Origin of the sequence: Streptomyces sp. NBC_01474 (assembly GCF_035918215.1) — a bacterium.
Classification (GTDB): Bacteria; Actinomycetota; Actinomycetes; order Streptomycetales; family Streptomycetaceae; genus Streptomyces; species Streptomyces aureus.
On sequence record NZ_CP109449.1, the window covers coordinates 8,153,186 to 8,172,978 of the forward strand.

Here is a 19,793-nt window from a genome sequence, read left to right on the forward strand (position 1 = left end):
AATACCTTATGGCTTCCGGCTGACCGAAGAAGCCCGAAGGAGGCCTTCCCGTGGCAGACCGCACACCCCCGCTCGGCGTCGAGGAGCTCACGTCCCTCGTCGAGAGTGGAGAGATCGACACTGTCGTCCTGGCCTTCCCTGATATGCAAGGGCGGCTCCAGGGCAAGCGGTTCGCCGCCCGCTTCTTCCTCGACGAGGTCCTCGCCCACGGCACGGAGGGCTGCAACTACCTCCTCGCCGTCGACACCGAGATGAACACGGTCGACGGATACGAGATGTCCTCCTGGGACCGCGGCTACGGCGACTTCGCCATGCACGCCGACCTCTCCACCCTGCGCCGCGTCCCCTGGAACGACGGCACCGCGATGCTCATCGCGGACCTGGCGTGGAACGATGCCTCGCCCGTCGTGGCCGCGCCCCGGCAGATCCTGCGCCGCCAGCTCGACCGGCTCGCCGAACTCGGCTACTCCGCCCACGTCGGCACGGAGCTGGAGTTCATCGTCTTCAAGGACACCTACGAGCAGGCCTGGGACGCGGGCTACAAGAACCTGACCCCCGCCAACCAGTACAACATCGACTACTCGGTCCTCGGCACCGGCCGCATCGAGCCGCTCCTGCGCCGCATCCGCAACGACATGGCCGCGGCCGGCCTCGTCGTCGAGTCCGCCAAGGGCGAGTGCAACCCGGGCCAGCACGAGATCGTGTTCCGCTACGACGAGGCCCTCGTCACCTGCGACCAGCACGCCGTCTACAAGACCGGCGCCAAGGAGATCGCGGCCCAGGAGGGTGTCTCGCTCACCTTCATGGCCAAGTTCAACGAGCGCGAGGGCAACTCCTGTCACATCCACCTCTCGCTCCAGTCCATCGACGAGCCCGGCACCAACGTCATGGCGGGCACCGCGGACGACCCCGGCGGGATGTCGCCGGTGATGCGGCACTTCCTCGCGGGCCAGCTCGCCGCGCTGCGTGACTTCTCGCTGCTCTACGCACCCAACATCAACTCGTACAAGCGGTTCCAGCCGGGCTCCTTCGCGCCGACCGCCGCCGCGTGGGGCTACGACAACCGCACCTGCGCGCTCCGCGTCGTCGGCCACGGCCGCTCGATGCGTTTCGAGAACCGCCTGCCCGGCGGCGACGTGAACCCGCACCTCGCGGTCGCCGGACTCGTGGCCGCCGGCCTGTACGGCATCGAGCAGAAGCTCGAACTGCCCGAGGAGTGCACCGGAAACGCCTACACCGGCGAGTACGAGCACGTTCCCACGACGCTGCGCGAGGCAGCCGAGCTGTGGGAGAACAGCCCCATCGCCAAGGCCGCGTTCGGCGACGAGGTCGTCGCGCACTACCGCAACATGGCGCGGGTCGAACTGGACGCGTTCGACGCCGCCGTCACCGACTGGGAACTCCGCAGGTCGTTCGAAAGGCTCTAGCGTGCACGACATCCTCAACCCGGCGACCGAAGAAGTCGTCGCCACGATCCACGCGACCTCCCGCGAGCAGGTCGACGCCGCGGTCCTGCGGGCCCACCAGGCGCAGCGCGGCTGGGCGGCCGCGGCCCCGGCCGACCGGGCCCGCCTCCTGCGCCGCTTCGCCGCCGTCGTCGACGAGCACGTCGAGGAACTCGCCCGCCTCGAGGTGCGCGAGGCCGGACACACCATCGGCAACGCCCGCTGGGAGGCCGCCAACGTCCGCGACCTGCTCGACTACGCGGCCGGGGGAGTGGAGCGCCTCACCGGCCGCCAGATCCCCGTCGCCGGCGGCCTCGACATCACGATCCTCGAACCCCTCGGCGTCGTCGGTGTCATCGCGCCCTGGAACTTCCCCATGCCGATCGCCGCGTGGGGCACGGCCCCGGCGCTCGCCGCCGGGAACGCGGTGATCCTCAAGCCCGCCGAGACGACCCCGCTCACCGCGCTCCGCCTCGCCGAACTCGCCCTGGAGGCAGGGCTTCCCGAGTACCTCTTCCAGGTCCTTCCCGGCGCGGGAGACGTGGCGGGAGCCGCCCTCGTGGAGCACCCGGGCGTCGCCAAGATCGTGTTCACCGGCTCCACCCGCGTCGGCAAACAGATCATGGCCAAGTGCGCCGGCCAGGTGAAGCGCGTGACCCTCGAACTCGGCGGCAAGAGCCCGAACATCGTGTTCGCCGACGCCGACATCGAGGCGGCCGCCGCCGCGACCCCCATGTCGTTCCTCGACAACGCCGGCCAAGACTGCTGCGCCCGCACCCGCATCCTCGTACAACGGTCCGTCCACGACCGGTTCCTCGCTCTGCTCGCGCCCGCGATCGAGTCCGTCGTCGTCGGCGACCCCGCCGACGAGAAGACCCAGATGGGCCCGCTGATCTCCAAGTCCCAGCTGGAACGGGTCCGTTCGTACGTCGACGGGGAAGCGGCCGCCGTGCGGGGCAGCGCCCCCGAGGGCGCCGGATTCTGGTTCCCGCCGACCGTCCTCACCGACACCGCCCCCGACGCGCCCGCCGCCGCCGAGGAGGTCTTCGGGCCCGTCGCCGTCGTCCTGCCCTTCGACGACGAGGCCGACGCGATCCGGCTCGCCAACGCCACCGAGTACGGGCTCTCCGGATCCCTGTGGACCCGGGACGTGGGCCGCGCCCTGCGCGTCGCCGGGGCGGTCCGCGCCGGGAACCTCTCGGTCAACTCCCACTCCAGCGTCCGCTACTCGACCCCGTTCGGCGGCTACAAGCAGTCCGGCGTCGGCCGCGAACTGGGCCCCGACGCCCTCACCGCCTTCACCGAGACCAAGAACGTCTTCATCAGTACGGAAAGCACGGAGGCCTGAAGCACCATGACCGACATCATCTGCCGCCGCCTCACCGGCCGCACCGCCGTCATCACCGGAGCCGGCAGCGGCATCGGCCTCGCCACCGCCCGCCGCCTCGCCTCCGAGGGCGCGAACGTGGTCTGCGCCGACATCGACGAGAGCGCCGGCAAGAAGGCCGCCGAGGAGGTCGGCGGCACCTTCGTCCAGGTCGACGTCACCGACGCCGGACAGGTCGAGGCCCTCTTCAAGACCGCGTACGACACCTACGGCTCGGTCGACATCGCCTTCAACAACGCCGGGATCTCGCCCCCCGACGACGACTCCATCCTGGACACGGGCCTGGAGGCCTGGAAGCGCGTCCAGGAGGTCAACCTCACCTCCGTCTTCCTGTGCTGCAAGGCCGCCATCCCCTACATGCGGCAGCAGGGCAGGGGCTCCATCATCAACACCGCCTCGTTCGTGGCTCGGATGGGCGCGGCGACCTCCCAGATCTCGTACACGGCCTCCAAGGGCGGCGTCCTCGCCATGTCGCGCGAGCTCGGCGTGCAGTTCGCCCGCGAGGGCATCAGGGTCAACGCCCTGTGCCCGGGCCCGGTCAACACCCCGCTCCTGCAAGAGCTGTTCGCCAAGGACCCCGAGCGCGCCGCGCGCCGCCTCGTGCACATCCCGGTCGGCCGCTTCGCGGACGCCGACGAGATCGCCGCCGCGGTGGCCTTCCTCGCGAGCGACGACTCCTCGTTCGTGAACGCCACCGACTTCCTCGTCGACGGCGGCATCTCGGGGGCGTACGTCACGCCTCTGTAGGGGACGCGTCATGTAGGTGTACGGTCCCCAGGCATGCGTAACAGAGATGTTGCCGCGTGGACTTCAGCCGTGGTCACCGTCCTGGTGGCCACGGCTCTCGTCTCTCCTGCGGCCGCCGCCACGTCCGCTCCCACCACCGACCGGGCCTGCCCGCAGCTCTCGAAGAAGCTGTCGTGGTACGGCCAGAACCGGGCCCGGCTCCAGCGCGTGATCGACGAGCGCGGGACCTGCTCCGGCCACCACGGGCCCCGGCCCGTCGCCGCGTTCGACTGGGACAACACCGTCTCCAAGAACGACGTCACCGACGCGACGATCGCCTGGTCGCTCAAGCACGACAAGATCCTGCGGCCCGCGAGCTGGAAGAAGACCAGCAAGTGGCTGACCGACGACGCCGACAAGGCCCTGACCGCCGCCTGCGGCACCGCCGTACCCGTCGGTGCGCCGCTGCCGACCTCCACCGACACCGACTGCACCGACGAGATCTTCAACATCCGCGAGTCCGGCAAGACCATGAGCGGCGCCGCCGCCTTCGCCGGTGAGTGGAACCACCGCCGCACCGTGCCCCAGTACGCCTGGGTGCCGCAGCTGTTCGCCGGACACACCGTCCCCGAACTGGAGTCGTACGCCGCCCAGGCCCGCCGCGAGGCGCTGGCCGCACCCGTCGGCTCGACCCAGACGCTCGGCACGCACACCATCCCCGGGTACGTCCGCTACTACGAGCAGCAGCGCGACCTCATCCGCACGCTGCAGAAGGCCGGGTTCGACGTCTACATCGTGTCGGCCGGGTCCGAGCCCGTGACCGAGGTGTGGTCGAGCGGCAGGGGCGGCGTCGGCATCGACCGCGCCCACACCATCGCCATCCGCTCCGTCCTCGACAGCAAGGGCCGCATCACCACGTACAACGAAGGCTGCGGCGGGGTCGGACGCACCCAGGGCGAGGCCATCCCCTACATCGACGGCAAGCGCTGCTGGATCGATCAGGACATCTTCCACATCAAGGGCAAGTCTGCCTGGGAGAAGCAGCGTTGGAGCAAGCGCATCGCCCTCGGCGGCGGTGACGCCGACACCGACGTCACCTTCGTCGGCGACGCCACCGGCGCGCACCTCGTGCTCAACCGCAACAAGAACGAGGTGATGTGCCGCGCCTACGACAACACCGACGGGCGCTGGGTCGTGAACCCCATGTTCATCGAACCGCTCCCGCGCAAGTCCGGCAACTACCCCTGCTCCACGGCCGCGTACAACAGGCCCGAGGGCGGCTTCGGCCCGGTCCTGCGCCCGGACGGCTCCGTCGTGCCCGACCAGGCGGACTCGGTGTACTGACCTTCCCCGCGCAATTTAGAGTGCCGGGATGAGCATGACGCCCCCGCCCGGCTGGTACCCGGACCCCACGGCCCCGCCCATCGAGCGCTGGTGGGACGGGGCCGCGTGGACCGAGCACCGGCGGCAGCCGCAGAACACCCCGGCCGCGCCACAGGCTTTCGGGCCGCCCGTCGAGCCCCCGCTCCCGGCCATGGGCCCGCAGCGCCCGCCCGCCGCACCGGGCCGCCGCGCCAGAACCATCGCCCTGGCCGCCGCCGGCATCGTGCTCGTCGCCTCCGTCGCCACCGGCGCCGTACTGCTCGGCCGCGGCGGCGACGGCCCCCACACCCGCACGGCACCCACCACGAGCGCCCCGACGCCCAAGGACCCGACCGCCACCGCGAGCAGCGCCGAGCCCACCCCCACCGAGGACGCGTCCACCGCCGTCGACCAGCTCGACGGCATCACGCTCCCCGTCCTCGACGGCTGGCAGAAGGCCGAGAACGTCGTCGACGACGACATGCTGATCACCACCCCGCGCACCTACGACTGCCCCGGCGACTCGGGTCTGTGCCGGCACGGCACCGTCGTCTCCCGCACCGTCACCGGGACCGACGAGACCTCACCCGAAGTCATCGCCAAACGGGATATCAAGGACGCCGCGAACGCCTCGTACGACAAGAACGGCATCAACCAGCAGCCCTTCGGCGGCATCGAGTCGCACCAGCAGATCGCCGCCCGCCAGACCGCGGTCGCCGGGCGCGCCGGCTACCTCGTCCGCTGGAAGGTGAAGACCGCGAAGGGGCCCGGCGGTTACGTCCAGTCCGTCGTCTTCCCCTCCAGCGTCGGCTCCGAGTCCCTGGTGACCGTCCGCATCACCGTCGACGCAGGCAAAGATGCGCCGCCGCTCTCCGACATGGACCGCATCGTCAAGGGCATCAAGGCGGCCGGGGACAGCGGGTCGGACGGCGGCGTGGGCAGCAGCATCGGCCCCACCGTCACGCCTTAGCGTCTTCAGGGTCCTCAGAGGAACGTGTAGCCCTCGCCGCGGTAGGTCGGCGCGGTCGCCGTCACCGTGTCGCCCTCCACCAGGCGCAGCACGTCGAACCGCTCGCACAACTCGCCGGCCTTCGCGTGCCGGAACCACACCTTGTCGCCGATCAGCAGATCGTCGGCGGGCGCCCCGAGCAGTGGTGTCTGCACCTCGCCCGGACCCTCCTGCGGGTCGTAGCGCAGGCCCTCCGGGAGATAGGGGACCGGCAGCCGGTCGGCTCCCGGTGCGCCCGACGCCGGATAACCGCCGCCGAGCACGGTCACGACCCCGACGCCCGGCCTGCGCACCACGGGCTGCGCGAACAGGGCGGCGGGCCGGCCCGTGAACGACGTGTAGTTGTCGAACAGGCGCGGCACATAGAGACCGGACCCCGCCGCGATCTCGGTCACCGCGCGCTCGGCCGCGGTGTGCTGCACGCTGCCCGTGCCACCGCCGTTCACGAACTCCAGGTCCGGCGCCACCGTCCGTACCGCGCGCACCACTTCGGCCCGCCTGACCGCGAGCTCCTTGCGGGCCGCCGCCTGCATCAGCCGGATCGCCCGCGACCGTACCGGCTGCCCCGCGACCGCGTCCCCGACTCCCGCGACATGACCCTCGTACGCCATCAGGCCCACGAGCCGGAACCCCGGCCGCCGGGCCACGGAGCGTGCCATGTCGGCGACTTGGGCGGGGGAGCGGAGCGGGGAGCGGCGGGCGCCGACCCGCACGCGGCCGCCGAGCACCTGCCACGAGGTGTCCAGTTCCAGACAGACCCTGATCTCCTCGCGCCCGCCGTCCCGCGCGTCGTCCATCAGCCGCAGCTGGGCCGGGTCGTCGACCATCACCGTGACCGCCGCCGCCAGCTTCGGGTCGTGCGCGAGCTCCGCGAAAGCGGCCCGGTCCGCCGACGGATACGCGAGCAGCACGTCCTCGAAACCGGACCGCGCCAGCCACAGGGACTCCGCGAGCGTGAACGACATGATCCCGGCGAAACCGTCCCTGGCCAGCACCCGTTCGAGAAGGGCCCGGCAGCGCACCGACTTGCTCGCGACGCGGATCGGCTTTCCGCCCGCCCGCCTCACCAGGTCGTCCGCGTTGGCGTCGAACGCGTCCAGATCGACGATCGCGACCGGGGCGTCGAGATGAGCGGTGGCCCGGTCGTAGCGGGCCCTGTCGGCTGCGCGGGGTGTCATGGCCGAAGCCTGCCAGACACGATTACCGCGGGGTAGGGGGAGGATCCGGGCAGATCGTCCTGACCTGCGATACGGGTTCCCTGCGAGGCCGCGTCAGCCCGTAGAGTGACGCGCACGCAGGACGAGAACGGGACGGAAACGGGGAGGCATGAGCACGCAAGCGCGCCGCGCGCCGATCCCGCCGCGCCCCTCCCAGCCGCCCACGCCGCGCGACGAGTTGGCCGATGCCTCCGCCGGCCCGGACGCGTCCATACCCCCGCGCCCCGCGCACACCCTGGCGGCGGACCACACGCCTCCGCCGCCCCCGGCCTCGGCCCGCTTCCCGGACACCCCGCCCGTGCCGGGCGCGCCCGCGTCCGACCGGCCGGCGCCCGCCACGCGCCCCGGGGCCGGCCCCCTGCCGCCCGAGCGCCCGACGGAGACCACGACCCGGCTGCGCCCGATCAGGGACACCGCCGTGCAGAGCCCCGACGGCCCGCCCCCGCCCGCCACACCCCCCGCGGCAGCCCCGCGCCACCCCGCCACGCCGCCGCGCGGCCCCGGCGAACCGCACGCCACCGTCCCTCGCCCCGCCGCGCCCCCACGCGTCCCGGGCGAGCCCCCCGTCGGGAGGCGCCCGGTCGGAGCCGTCGATCTCACCCCGGGACCCGGCGCCGGCCGCCCCTTCGTGTTCTTCGCCCGCCCCGCCTCGTACGACGACAGCACCACCCGCCTGCGCCCCATCGGCTCCCGGATACGGCCCCGCGTCGCGACCGCCGCGGCGTGCGCCGTGCTCGGGCTCGGCCTCATCGGCGGCGCGGCGACCGGGAGTTGGCTGACCGGCGACAGCGGCGGCAGCATCGGCTCGCCGAGCTCGTACGCCGCCGCCGGAACCCTCTGGCACAGCGTCCCCGTCGACCGGATCTTCCCGCCCGTCATCAAGGGCGACGGAGCGGGACCCGGCGGCGCCGACCGCACCTGGACACGCATCGCCGTCGCCCCCGACAGCACCTGCGACAACGCCTTCGACCCGCTGCTGCAAAAGGCGCTCGCGCCCGCCGGCTGCCTGCGCCTCCTGCGCGCCACCTACACCGACGCCACCCGCAGCCATGTCACCACCGTCGGCCTGCTGTTCACCAAGGCGGACACCGAGGCCATGAAGGCGCTGCGCACCCGGTTCACCGAGGACGGCCTCGACCGCAGGAACGACCTCATGCCCCACCCGTACGCGGCCAAGGGCACCCTCGCCGCCGGGTTCGGCGACGCCCAGCGCGCCTCCTGGACCATCTCCGTCCTCACCGACGCCCCCGTCGTCGCCTACGCCGTCTCCGGCTTCGCCGACGCCCGTACCGTCACCGACCCGCAGCCCGCCGCCGAGGCCATGAAGTCCGGCAGCGTCACGACCCCCGCGCAGGCAGGGCTCGGCTACGAGGCACAGGGCATCGCCGACCGCGTCGAACGAAGCCTGCGCGCCGCCGTCGCCAAGGCCACCGAGGAGCCGTCATGACCCGCACGGCCGCCGCCTGGCGGAACGCCGCCACCGCGCTCACGGCCGCCGCGGCCCTCGCGCTGCTCCCGTCGACCACCGCCCACGCCGACTCCATCCGCGCCCAGCAGTGGGGCCTGGACGCCATGCACACGGAGCAGGCCTGGCGCACGACCAAGGGCAAGGGCATCACGGTCGCCGTCCTCGACACCGGTGTGGACGACACCCACCCCGACCTCAAGGGCAACGTCCTGCCCGCCAAGGACTTCGTCGGCTTCGGAGCCAAGCGGGGCGACCGCTCCTGGGCCCGGCACGGCACCGCCATGGCCGGGATCATCGCCGGTCACGGCCACGGCCCCGGCGGCGACGACGGCGTACTCGGCGTCGCCCCCGAGGCGAAGATCCTGCCCGTCCGCGTGATCCTGGAGGACGGTGACCCGGCCCGCAAGGAAGCCCGCTCCAGCCGGGGCAGCGCACTCGCCGACGGCATCCGCTGGGCCGCCGACCACGGCGCCGACGTCATCAACCTCTCCCTCGGCGACGACTCGGCCACCGCCCACCCGGAAGCCACCGAGGACGCCGCCGTCCAGTACGCCCTGAAGAAGGGCTCCGTCGTCGTCGCCTCCGCGGGCAACGGCGGCAAGAAGGGCGACCACATCTCCTACCCGGCCGCGTACCCCGGAGTGATCACGGCCACCGCCGTCGACCGCTACCTCCACCGCGCCCCCTTCTCCACCCGCCGCTGGTACGCCACCGTCAGCGCCCCCGGCAACGCCATCGCGATCGCCGACCCCGACCGCACGTACTACTCGGGCTGGGGCACCAGCGCCGCCTCCGCCTTCGTCTCCGGCGCCGTCGCGCTGGTCCGCGCCGCCTACCCGGGGCTCACGCCCGCGCAGATCAAGCAGCTCCTCGAGGACACCGCCCGCGACGCCCCCTCGGGCGGCCGCGACGACTCCCTCGGCTTCGGCTTCGTCGACCCGGAGGCCGCGATCCGCAAGGGCGACTCCCTCAAGCCCGAGGGCCTGCGCTCGACCACGTACTCGGAGAAGTTCTTCGGCACGGGACCCGACACCCCCGACGGCGACGCCTCAACCGGCTGGGCGGGCCCCGTCGCGGGAGGCCTCGGCGTCGTGCTCCTCGCGGCCGCCGTCTATCTGTGGCGCGGGCGTCGCACGGTCCGCTGACCTGCTGGGCCTCAGCCGGTGAGCACGGCGACGGCCGCCTTCGCGGCCCCCTCCACCAGCGCCACCCCCGCCTCCTTGGTCGTATTGCCGTCGGAGAGCACCGAGACCAGATACCGCTTCCCGCCCACGGACACCCGCCCGACGCTGTTGATGTCCCACAGCCCGGTAGCGCTGCGCGGCAGCCACCCGTTCTTCAGCGCACACACGGACGCGGAGTCGGCCGCCGCGGACACACCCCACCGCTGATCCGACGCGATCCGCTCCATCAGCCCGGCGACGTACGCGCGCGACGCCTCGCTCAGCCCCGAGTCCGCGCTCTCCGCGCCCTCCGCGTCCTCCGCGCTCTCCGTGCCGAACACGGCCCGCAGCAGCGTCAGTTGATCCTCCGCCGTCGTCTGCGTCAGACCCCACTCGCCGCCGGCGCCCGCCCTCGTCCCGGTCAGTCCCAGCGTCAGGTTCGCCGCGTCGAGCCCGTCCGCGCCGCCGATCGCTTCCCACAGGGCCGTCGCGGACGCGTTGTCACTGTTCTCGATCATCGCCGTCGCGTACACGCGCTCCTGCGGGGTCAGTGCCCGCCCCGCGTCCTGCGCCCGCAGCAGCAGTGCCGCGAGGATGTCGACCTTGACGATGCTCGCGGTGTCGAACGCGGACGTGCCGTCGTACACGGCGCCGTCCGTCGCCCCGTCCAGCGCGGCCACCGCCACGGAGACCCGCGCGTCACCGTCCGGAAGCAGGGGCTTCAGCGCCTTGGCGAGCGCGTCGTCACGGTCCACGGAGACCTCCTCGTCGGGTGCGGATGCGGACGCCTCCCCGGAAGAGGGCGCTGACGCCGTGGCGGCGACCGGAACCGTCTGCCCCGCCCCGCCCGGCGAGCAGCCTATGAGGGTCCCCACGAGCGTTCCCGTGAGTAGGGCGGCCCACGCCGCGAGTCCGTTCCGGTGCATGCCCGGATGCTCGGCGCCCGTCCTGTGCGCACCGTGAGACCAGGCTCTGGGTCCGCTGAGAAGATCGCGCCGCCGGGTCGGTAGGGTCGGTGAACGTGGCGAACAAGAACATTCCCGACCCCGGCTTCTCCGACGACGACGGCTCCGCGGACCCGCGTCTGAGCGCGGCCCTCGCGGCGTGGGCCGAGGACCGCACAGCGCACGGCCCCGTCCTCGCGGCACTCAAGGAAGCCCGGCTCCTCGTCCCCGTCGTCGCCGTACTCGGCGAGGTGGAGGAGGACGAGAACGGGCTGCGCCGCGAGAAGACCAGCGACATGGCCGTACCCACCCTCACGGCGGGCGACCGCAAGGCCCTGCCCGCGTTCACCTCAACCGCGGCCCTCGCCCTGTGGGACCCCGAGGCGCGCCCCGTCGCCGTACCCCTGCACCAGGCGCTCCAGGCCGCCGCGCACGAGCAGGCCGACACCGTCGTCATCGACCTCGCGGGCCCGGTCGCGTACGAGCTCAGCGGTGCCGCCCTGCGTGCCGCGAACGAGGGCCGCACCACCGTCGAGCCCCTCGCCGACCCGGCCGTCACGGAGGCGGTCCGCGCCGCCGTCGCCGCCGAGCCCGGGGTCCTGCGCGCCCACCTGGGCCCGGGCAGCGCCGACGGGATCCTCGCGCTCGTCCTCGACCCGTCGGCCGCCCCCGCCGAGACCGCCCGCGCCGTCGCCGGGCGCATCGCCGCCGACGAAACACTGAGGGCCCGCCTGGTGCGGGGCCTCGACCTGGCACTCCTGCCGGCCGGGACCACGCCACCCGGCGAGCCCCTCTACGTACGCGCGTGAACTACCGGGACGATCAGCCGTAGACCGGGCCCGTGTACTTCTCGCCGGGGCCCTGGCCCGGCTCGTCCGGCACGAAGGACGCCTCGCGGAACGCCAGCTGCAGGGACTTCAGACCGTCGCGCAGCGGCGCCGCGTGGAACGAGCTGATCTCGGTCGTGCTCGCGTCGAGCAGGCCGGCGAGGGCGTGCACGAGCTTGCGGGCCTCGTCGAGGTCCTTGTGGGCTTCGCCCTCCTCGGTGAGGCCGAGCTTCACCGCGGCGGCGCTCATCAGGTTGACCGCGACCGTCACGATCACCTCGACGGCGGGGACCTCGGCGATGTCCCGGGTCAGGGCGTCGTAATCAGTGTTTTCGGCGTTTTCGGCGGCGGGGGTGGCGTCATTCATGTGCCCCACGATATGCCGCCCGCGCACTCGGTTGGGCCCACCCCCCGAGAGCTGCTAACCTTGTGTAACGACCGGCCGGACACGCATGCCACTGGCTTGAGTGACCGGCCCACAAGTGGAGGCTCCGATCTCCCACCTTGCTGCTCCTCAGGGGCGGCGGGTCACCGGTCAGACGGCCCCCATCGTTCCGTACGGACGATGGAGTCGTCCGATGTGCGCCCCGCGGTCACACGCGTCGGTGCTCCGGTAGTCATTGGAGCCCCGCCTGTGTACCGTCCGGGGCATTTTTTGTGTTTCGGCGCGGTTGGTACTACGAAACAGACGTTACGCGGCGGTCCGCCAGACCGTCGTGTGGTGCTACCGAGGAGGATCCATCAGCGCCGAGCCCCGCATCAACGACCGGATTCGCGTTCCCGAAGTGCGACTTGTCGGTCCCAGCGGCGAGCAGGTCGGGATTGTTCCGCTTGCCAAGGCCCTTGAGCTTGCTCAGGAGTACGACCTCGACCTCGTCGAGGTGGCGGCGACAGCCCGTCCGCCCGTCTGCAAGCTCATGGACTACGGCAAGTTCAAGTACGAGTCGGCCATGAAGGCCCGTGAAGCGCGCAAGAACCAGGCGCACACGGTCATCAAGGAGATGAAGCTCCGGCCGAAGATCGACCCGCACGACTATGACACCAAGAAGGGTCATGTCGTCCGGTTCCTCAAGGCGGGCGACAAGGTCAAGATCACGATCATGTTCCGTGGTCGCGAGCAGTCCCGCCCCGAGCTGGGTTTCCGACTGCTGCAGCGTCTCGCTTCGGACGTCGAGGACCTCGGGTTCATCGAGTCGAACCCGAAGCAGGACGGCCGAAACATGATCATGGTTCTCGGTCCGCACAAGAAGAAGACCGAGGCCATGGCCGAGGCCCGCGAGGCCCAGGAGGCCCGCAAGGCCGAGCAGAAGGCTCTGCCGACGCACGGCCGCACGCAGCGGGCGAGCGACGACGCCGCGGAGTCGGAGTCCGAGGCCCCGGCCGAGGCGACCGACGAAGCCCCGGCCGAAGAGGCCACGGCCGAGGCTTCCGCCGAGGCCTGATCCGGCCACGTACAGCCCGTACGGACCGGATGCCAACCGATACATCTGGACGTTCCGCATGCCGGTCCGCACCCCCGGACCGGCAGGGAACGCCACTGACGAGGAGAGAACGGCGCTATGCCGAAGAACAAGACGCACAGCGGTGCCAGCAAGCGCTTCAAGATCACCGGCTCCGGCAAGGTGCTCCGTGAGCGCGCCGGCAAGCGCCACCTGCTCGAGCACAAGTCGTCCCGCGTGACGCGCCGCCTCACCGGCACGGTCGAGCTGGCCCCGGGCGACGCCAAGAAGATCAAGAAGCTTCTCGGCAAGTGAGTTCAGGCGCGCACCAGCGCGCCGGAGTTCGGACCGGGACCAATTCGTTTTCGGGTCGTGTGAGTTCAACCACGGCCCCGCTACAAGGAGTTAACAAGTGGCACGCGTCAAGCGGGCAGTGAACGCCCACAAGAAGCGCAGGGCAGTCCTCGAGGCCGCCAAGGGTTACCGCGGTCAGCGCTCGCGCCTGTACCGCAAGGCCAAGGAGCAGGTCACTCACTCCCTGGTCTACAACTACAACGACCGCAAGAAGCGCAAGGGCGACTTCCGCCGTCTGTGGATCCAGCGCATCAACGCCGCTGCCCGCGAGAACGGCATGACGTACAACCGCCTCATCCAGGGTCTGAACGCCGCCAACATCGAGGTGGACCGCAAGATCCTCGCCGAGCTGGCCGTCAACGACCCGAACGCGTTCGCCGCGCTCGTCGAGGTTGCGCAGAAGGCCCTTCCGGCCGACGTGAACGCGCCCAAGGCTGCGTGACGCTCCGCTTTCAGCCGGATGCTCCTCGGACCCGCAAGTCACTTGGCTTGCGGGTCCGAGTGCGTCCGTTGTCGGTTGCGGGGTGATGGGGGTTGTTCGCGCAGTTCCCCGTGCCCCTTTCGGGGCGCGTTGCCCCGCCCCTGTTCAACTTCTGCCCCCCGAAGGTGAGTTCATGGTCGGCCCCGAGTTGATCTCCCCCAAGTCGTCCCGCGTCAGTGCCGCGCGACGGCTTGCCAAGCGGAACTTCCGGGGCAAGGAACGGCTGTTCCTGGCCGAGGGGCCGCAGGCCGTGCGGGAGGCCGCCGGGCACGCGGACACCCTCGTCGAGCTGTTCGCCACCCTCGACGCCGCCGAGCGCTACACCGACATCGTCGCGGAGGCCCGCGGCGCCGGCGCACGGGTGCACCTCGCCGACGAGGACGTCATCGCCGACATCTCGACGACCGTCACCCCACAGGGCCTCGTCGGGGTCTGCCGCTTCCTGGACACCTCGTTCGAGGACGTCCTCGCCGCCCGCCCCAAGCTCGTCGCGGTCCTCGCCAACGTCCGCGACCCCGGCAACGCCGGCACCGTCCTGCGCTGCGCCGACGCCGCGGGCGCCGACGCCGTCGTCCTGACCGACGCGTCCGTCGACCTGTACAACCCCAAGTCGGTGCGGGCGTCCGTCGGTTCGCTGTTCCACCTGCCGGTCGCCGTCGGCGTACCCGTGGAGCGGGCCGTGCAGGGGCTCAAGGACGCGGGCGTACGCATCCTCGCCGCCGACGGCGCGGGGGAGCACGACCTCGACACCGAGCTCGACCGCGGCACCATGGGCACCCCCACCGCCTGGATCTTCGGCAACGAGGCATGGGGGCTCCCCGAGGAGACCCGCGAGCTCGCCGACGCCGTCGTACGGGTCCCGATCCACGGCAAGGCCGAGAGCCTGAACCTCGCCACGGCCGCCGCCGTCTGCCTGTACGCCTCCGCGCGCGCACAGCGAGCCCCCGGAGGGTGCCGCTCCGTCACCCCCAGCTAGTAGTGTGGCGAGCTCGGAGGTCACAGCGCCCTTCCGAGAGGTGGGATACGGGGATATGAGCGTCGGCACGAGCAGAGCACCGGGGGCACGGGACACCCTGCGCCGGCCCGCGCCCCGATGCGGCCCCGACGACCTCACCACCCTCGCCGACGGCGGCCTCCACCCGGACGATCTGCCCGACGGACTCGTCGTCGCCGACGAGACCGGGCACGTCATCTGCTTCAACGCGGCGGCCGTCCGCATCACGGCCGTCCCCGCCGCCGACGCCCTCGGCCACCCCCTGGAGCGGGCGCTCCCCTTGGAGGACCTCGAAGGCCGCCGCTGGTGGCAGCTGACCGACCCGTACGGCGGCCTCGCCACCCGCTTCGCGCAGCCCGAGCGCAATCTGCTGCTGCCCGGCGGGCGAGAGGTCCTCGTCTCCGCGCGCTATGTCCGCACCGCGCCCACGGGCCCCGTCCGCCGCGTCGTCGTCTCCATCCGTGACACCGAGGCCCGCCGCCGCACCGAGCGCAGCCACGCAGAGCTGATCGCGACCGTCGCCCACGAGCTGCGCTCGCCCCTCACCTCGGTGAAGGGCTTCACCGCGACCTTGCTCGCGAAGTGGGAGCGGTTCACCGACGACCAGAAGAAGCTGATGCTGGAGACCGTCGACGCCGACGCGAACCGCGTCACGCGGCTCATCGCCGAGCTCCTCGACATCTCCCGCATCGACTCCGGCCGCCTCGAAGTGCGCCGCCAGCCCGTCGACATCGGCGCCGCCGTGGCCCGCCACGTCCAGGCCCACGTCGCCTCAGGACAGCCGGCCGACCGCTTCCTCGTCCGGGTGGAACAGCCCCTGCCCGACCTCTGGGCCGACCCGGACAAGATCGACCAGGTGCTCAGCAACCTCCTGGAAAATGCCGTGCGCCACGGCGAGGGAACGGTCACCATCGACGTCATGCCCTCGGCATCACCCCGCGAGCGGGAGTGCGCCGGCACGTCGGTCACCGTGAGCGACGAGGGGCCCGGTATCCCGGAGGAGTCCATGAACCGCGTCTTCACCCGCTTCTGGCGGGGCAGCAAGCGCGGCGGCACCGGACTCGGCCTGTACATCGTCAAGGGCATCGTCGAGGCCCACGGCGGGACCATCACGGTCGGCCGCGCGCTCGGCGGCGGCGCCCAGTTCCGATTTACGTTGCCCGTGGGGGCCCCGGCGTATCTGAACGCCTGAGCGGGCCCCCACGGGCACCTCGGCACACCTCACCCCCGTTAGACTCGGTCTTTGGCACTTTGCGTCCCAATCCTGAGACGAATCGTCTCCGAGTCGTGGACGGGGACCATCCGCCAAACCAACCGGAAGCACGGGAAGAGATGTCGGCACCGAATAAGTCGTACGACCCTGTTGAGGTCGAGGCCTTGAAACCGGAAGAGATCGAGCGCATGCGGGACGAGGCGCTCGCCGCTTTCGCGGCCGCGGACTCCCTCGGCGCGCTCCAGGAGGCCAAGGTCGCCCACACCGGCGGCACCTCGCCCCTGTCGCTCGCCAACCGCGAGATCGGCGCCCTGCCCCCGCAGGCCAAGGCCGAGGCCGGCAAGCGCGTCGGCATGGCCCGCGGCGCCGTCAGCAAGGCGCTCGCCGCCCGCCAGTCGGAGCTCGAGGCCGAGCGCGACGCGCGCGTCCTGGTCGAGGAGGCCGTGGACGTCACTCTGCCCTATGACCGGACCCCGGCCGGCGCCCGCCACCCCCTGACCACGCTCTCGGAGCGCATCGAGGACGTCTTCGTGGCCATGGGCTACGAGGTCGCCGAGGGCCCCGAGGTCGAGGCGGAGTGGTTCAACTTCGACGCCCTGAACATCGGCCCCGACCACCCGGCGCGGGGCATGCAGGACACGTTCTTCGTCGAGGGCCCCAAGGGCCGCGAGACCGAGTCGAACGTCGTCCTGCGCACCCACACGTCCCCCGTGCAGATCCGGTCCATGCTCGACCGCGAGCCGCCGGTCTACGTGATCTGCCCGGGCCGCGTGTACCGCTCCGACGAGCTGGACGCCACGCACACTCCGGTGTTCATGCAGGTCGAGCTGCTCGCCGTCGACGAGGGCCTGACGATGTCGGACCTCAAGGGCACCCTCGACCACATGGTCCAGGCGCTCTTCGGTGAGGGCATGAAGACCCGCCTGCGGCCGAACTTCTTCCCGTTCACCGAGCCGTCCGCCGAGATGGACATGGTCTGCTACGTGTGCCGCGGCGAGTCCGTCGGCAACCCGGACCGGCCGTGCCGCACCTGCTCCTCCGAGGGCTGGATCGAGCTCGGCGGCTGCGGCATGGTCAACCCCAAGGTGCTGACCGCGGCGGGCATCGACCCCGAGAAGTACAGCGGATTCGCCTTCGGGTTCGGCATCGAGCGGATGCTGATGTTCCGCCACAACGTCGAAGACATGCGAGACATGGTCGAGGGTGACATCCGGTTCACCCGGCCGTTCGGGATGGAGATCTGATGCGTATCCCGCTTTCCTGGCTGCGGGAGTACGTCGATCTCCCCGCCACCGAGACCGGCCGTGACCTGCAGGAGAAGCTCGTGGCCACCGGCCTCGAGGTCGAGACCGTCGAGCAGCTCGGCGCCGGCCTCAAGGGCCCCCTCGTCGTCGGTCAGGTGCTGACCGTCGAGGAGCTGGAGGGCTTCAAGAAGCCCATCCGCTTCTGCACCGTCGACGTCGGCCGGGCCAACGGCACGGGCGAGCCGCAGGAGATCGTCTGCGGCGCCCGTAACTTCGCCGTCGGCGACAAGGTCGTCGTGGTCCTGCCCGGCGCCGTGCTGCCCGGCGACTTCGCGATCGCCGCGCGCAAGACGTACGGCAAGACCTCGCACGGCATGATCTGCTCCGGCGACGAGCTGGGCATGGGTGACGACGGCTCCGGCGGCATCATCGTCCTGCCGCCCGAGCACGAGGTCGGCACCGACGCGATCGAGCTCCTCCAGCTCGTCGACGAGGTTCTCGACATCGCCGTCACCGCCAACCGCGGCGACTGCCTGTCCCTGCGCGGTGTCGCCCGCGAGGCCGCCATCGCGTACGGCCTGCCGCTGCGCGACCCGGCACTCCTCGACGTGCCCGGGCCCAACGCGAACGGCTACCCGGTCCGGATCTCCGAGCCGGCCGGCTGCGACCGCTTCACCGCGCGCACCGTCACCGGCCTCGACCCCGAGGCCCGCTCCCCGATCTGGCTCCGGCGCCGGCTGCAGAAGGCGGGCATGCGCCCGATCTCGCTCGCCGTCGACATCACCAACTACGTGATGCTGGAGCTGGGCCAGCCCCTGCACGCCTACGACCGCTCCCTCGTCCAGGGCGCGATCGGCGTGCGCCGGGCCGAGCAGGGCGAGAAGTTCACCACCCTCGACGGCGCCAAGCGTGTGCTCGACGCCGAGGATCTGGTGATCACCGACGACCGCGGCCCCATCGGCCTCGCGGGCGTCATGGGCGGAGCCAACACGGAGATCGCCGACCACGACGCCGGCGCCGGGACCACCGACGTCGTCATCGAGGCCGCTCACTTCGACCCCGTCTCCATCGCCCGCACCGCGCGCCGCCACAAGCTGTCCTCCGAGGCGTCCAAGCGCTTCGAGCGCGGCGTCGACCCGCAGGCCGCGTCCGCCGCGGCCCAGCGCACCGTCGACCTCCTCGTGCTCCTGGCGGGCGGCACCGCCGACCCCGGCGTCACCGAGGTCATCGCGCCCTCCGCGCCGCACACCATCACGCTCCCGGCGGACCACCCCGACAAGGTCGCGGGTGTCACGTACGGCCGCGAGACCGTGGTGCGCCGCCTCCAGCAGGTCGGCTGCGACGTCTACGGCCAGGACAACCTGACGGTCACCGTGCCGTCGTGGCGTCCCGACCTGGTCGAGCCGAACGACCTGGCCGAAGAGGTCATCCGGCTCGAGGGCTACGAGAACCTGCCCTCGACGCTGCCGAGGCCCCCGGCGGGCCGCGGCCTGACCGAGCGCCAGCGGCTCCACCGCCGCGCAGGCCGCGCCCTGGCCGGCGCCGGTTACGTCGAGGCGCTGAACTACCCGTTCATCAGCGACGAGACGCTCGGCAAGCTCGGCATCGAGCAGGACGACCCGCGCCGCACCACGGTGAAGCTGGTCAACCCGCTCTCCGACGAGGAGCCCGCGCTCCGTACGACGCTGCTGCCGGGCCTCCTGGAGGCGCTGCGCCGCAACGACGGCCGCGGCTCGCACGACCTGGCGCTGTTCGAGACCGGCCTGGTCTTCCGGCCGACCGGTGACGAGCCGCAGGCCGTCCGCCTGCCCGTCGACCGGCGTCCCACCGACGAGGAGATCGCCGGCCTCGACGCCGCGCTGCCGCGTCAGCCGCGCCACGCAGCGGTCGTCCTCACGGGCGCCCGCGAGCAGGCCGGCTGGTGGGGCAAGGGCCGGCCGGCCGACTGGGCGGACTCCGTCGAGGCGGCCCGCACCATCGCCCGCGAGGCCGGTGTCGATCTGATCGTGCGCGGCGACCAGCACGCACCCTGGCACCCGGGCCGGTGCGCCGCGCTGTTCGCCGTGGTGGACGGCGCGGAGACGCTCGTCGGCCACGCCGGTGAGCTGCACCCGCGTGTCGTCAAGGCGCTGCACCTGCCCGAGCGCAGCTGCGCCATGGAGGTCGACCTCGACCTGATCGAGCGGGCCGGCACCGGCGCGCTCCAGGCGCCGCGGATCTCCACGTTCCCCGTGGCCACGCAGGACGTCGCGCTCGTCGTCGACGCCTCCGTGCCGGCCGCCGACGTGGAGAAGGCGCTGCGCGAGGGGGCGGGTGAACTCCTCGAGTCCCTCCGCCTGTTCGACGTGTTCACGGGCGAGCAGCTCGGTGAGGGCCGCAAGTCCCTCGCCTACGCGCTGCGCTTCCGTGCCGCCGACCGCACGCTGACCGTCGACGAGGCCTCCGCGGCCCGCGACGCGGCGGTGGCGCTGGCCGCCGAGCGTACCGGGGCGGTGCTGCGCGGGGCCTGATCCCGGCAGA

The 19,793-nt window shown here is 72.0% G+C and carries 18 protein-coding genes; 15 read left to right on the forward strand and 3 right to left on the reverse strand.

Features of this window, described 5'->3' with window-relative positions; translation table 11 throughout:
- The first annotated feature begins 50 nt into the window (after window positions 1-50).
- From OG758_RS37185 to OG758_RS37205, 5 genes are read left to right on the forward strand one after another with little or no spacing between them, the layout of a single operon-like run.
- Entirely contained in the window at window positions 51-1,427 is a 1,377-nt protein-coding gene (locus OG758_RS37185; RefSeq protein WP_326713905.1) for a glutamine synthetase family protein, read from the forward strand.
- Between the two features lies 1 nt (window position 1,428).
- Complete coding sequence (locus tag OG758_RS37190; RefSeq protein WP_326713906.1) at window positions 1,429-2,793, forward strand: aldehyde dehydrogenase family protein; 1,365 nt, start codon at window positions 1,429-1,431, stop codon at window positions 2,791-2,793.
- A 6-nt stretch (window positions 2,794-2,799) separates the two neighbouring features.
- Window positions 2,800-3,579: a 3-oxoacyl-ACP reductase gene (locus tag OG758_RS37195; protein ID WP_326713907.1), complete on the forward strand. Its 780-nt coding sequence runs from the start codon at window positions 2,800-2,802 to the stop codon at window positions 3,577-3,579.
- A gap of 33 nt (window positions 3,580-3,612) precedes the next feature.
- Window positions 3,613-4,902, forward strand: a complete 1,290-nt coding sequence (locus tag OG758_RS37200) for a haloacid dehalogenase-like hydrolase (protein ID WP_326713908.1) — start codon at window positions 3,613-3,615, stop codon at window positions 4,900-4,902.
- A 28-nt stretch (window positions 4,903-4,930) separates the two neighbouring features.
- A complete protein-coding gene (locus OG758_RS37205) occupies window positions 4,931-5,890 on the forward strand; it encodes a DUF2510 domain-containing protein (RefSeq protein ID WP_326713909.1) in 960 nt (319 codons plus the stop codon).
- A gap of 14 nt (window positions 5,891-5,904) precedes the next feature.
- Here the strand turns inward: OG758_RS37205 and OG758_RS37210 are convergent, their stop codons facing one another.
- Complete coding sequence (locus OG758_RS37210) at window positions 5,905-7,107, reverse strand: amino acid deaminase/aldolase (RefSeq protein ID WP_326713910.1); 1,203 nt, start codon at window positions 7,105-7,107, stop codon at window positions 5,905-5,907.
- Between the two features lie 148 nt (window positions 7,108-7,255).
- On the opposite strand from OG758_RS37210, the gene OG758_RS37215 reads away from it, so the two are divergent.
- Complete coding sequence (locus OG758_RS37215) at window positions 7,256-8,593, forward strand: hypothetical protein (RefSeq protein ID WP_326713911.1); 1,338 nt, start codon at window positions 7,256-7,258, stop codon at window positions 8,591-8,593.
- Complete coding sequence (gene mycP, locus OG758_RS37220) at window positions 8,590-9,759, forward strand: type VII secretion-associated serine protease mycosin (protein WP_326713912.1); 1,170 nt, start codon at window positions 8,590-8,592, stop codon at window positions 9,757-9,759. Before OG758_RS37215 ends, mycP begins: the two co-directional genes overlap by 4 nt.
- Window positions 9,760-9,770: 11 nt before the next feature.
- On the opposite strand, the gene OG758_RS37225 is transcribed toward mycP, so the two are convergent.
- Entirely contained in the window at window positions 9,771-10,703 is a 933-nt protein-coding gene (locus OG758_RS37225; protein ID WP_326713913.1) for a serine hydrolase, read from the reverse strand.
- A 95-nt stretch (window positions 10,704-10,798) separates the two neighbouring features.
- On the opposite strand from OG758_RS37225, the gene OG758_RS37230 reads away from it, so the two are divergent.
- On the forward strand, window positions 10,799-11,530 hold the full coding sequence (locus OG758_RS37230; protein WP_326713914.1) for an SseB family protein: 732 nt from the start codon (window positions 10,799-10,801) through the stop codon (window positions 11,528-11,530).
- A gap of 13 nt (window positions 11,531-11,543) precedes the next feature.
- Here the strand turns inward: OG758_RS37230 and OG758_RS37235 are convergent, their stop codons facing one another.
- Window positions 11,544-11,915 (reverse strand): DUF1844 domain-containing protein, encoded by a 372-nt coding sequence (locus OG758_RS37235; RefSeq protein WP_326713915.1) that lies wholly within the window; start codon window positions 11,913-11,915, stop codon window positions 11,544-11,546.
- Window positions 11,916-12,264: 349 nt separating this feature from the next.
- Here OG758_RS37235 and infC point away from each other — a divergent pair, with 349 nt between their 5' ends.
- From infC to pheT, 7 genes are all read left to right on the forward strand, one after another.
- Window positions 12,265-12,990 (forward strand): translation initiation factor IF-3, encoded by a 726-nt coding sequence (gene infC / locus OG758_RS37240; protein ID WP_100597077.1) that lies wholly within the window; start codon window positions 12,265-12,267, stop codon window positions 12,988-12,990.
- Window positions 12,991-13,107: 117 nt separating this feature from the next.
- Window positions 13,108-13,302, forward strand: coding sequence for a 50S ribosomal protein L35 (rpmI, locus tag OG758_RS37245; RefSeq protein ID WP_100597076.1), 195 nt, complete (start codon window positions 13,108-13,110; stop codon window positions 13,300-13,302).
- Window positions 13,303-13,399: 97 nt separating this feature from the next.
- Entirely contained in the window at window positions 13,400-13,783 is a 384-nt protein-coding gene (rplT, locus tag OG758_RS37250) for a 50S ribosomal protein L20 (protein ID WP_266566360.1), read from the forward strand.
- Window positions 13,784-13,955: 172 nt separating this feature from the next.
- The gene (locus tag OG758_RS37255; RefSeq protein ID WP_326713916.1) at window positions 13,956-14,798 is read left to right on the forward strand and encodes a TrmH family RNA methyltransferase; all 843 of its coding nucleotides are present in this window, start codon (window positions 13,956-13,958) and stop codon (window positions 14,796-14,798) included.
- A gap of 55 nt (window positions 14,799-14,853) precedes the next feature.
- A complete protein-coding gene (locus tag OG758_RS37260; RefSeq protein ID WP_326713917.1) occupies window positions 14,854-16,008 on the forward strand; it encodes a sensor histidine kinase in 1,155 nt (384 codons plus the stop codon).
- Between the two features lie 140 nt (window positions 16,009-16,148).
- Entirely contained in the window at window positions 16,149-17,273 is a 1,125-nt protein-coding gene (pheS, locus tag OG758_RS37265) for a phenylalanine--tRNA ligase subunit alpha (protein WP_116503210.1), read from the forward strand.
- Entirely contained in the window at window positions 17,273-19,783 is a 2,511-nt protein-coding gene (gene pheT, locus OG758_RS37270; protein ID WP_326713918.1) for a phenylalanine--tRNA ligase subunit beta, read from the forward strand. The genes pheS and pheT overlap by 1 nt, the downstream gene beginning before the upstream one ends.
- Window positions 19,784-19,793 lie beyond the last annotated feature (10 nt).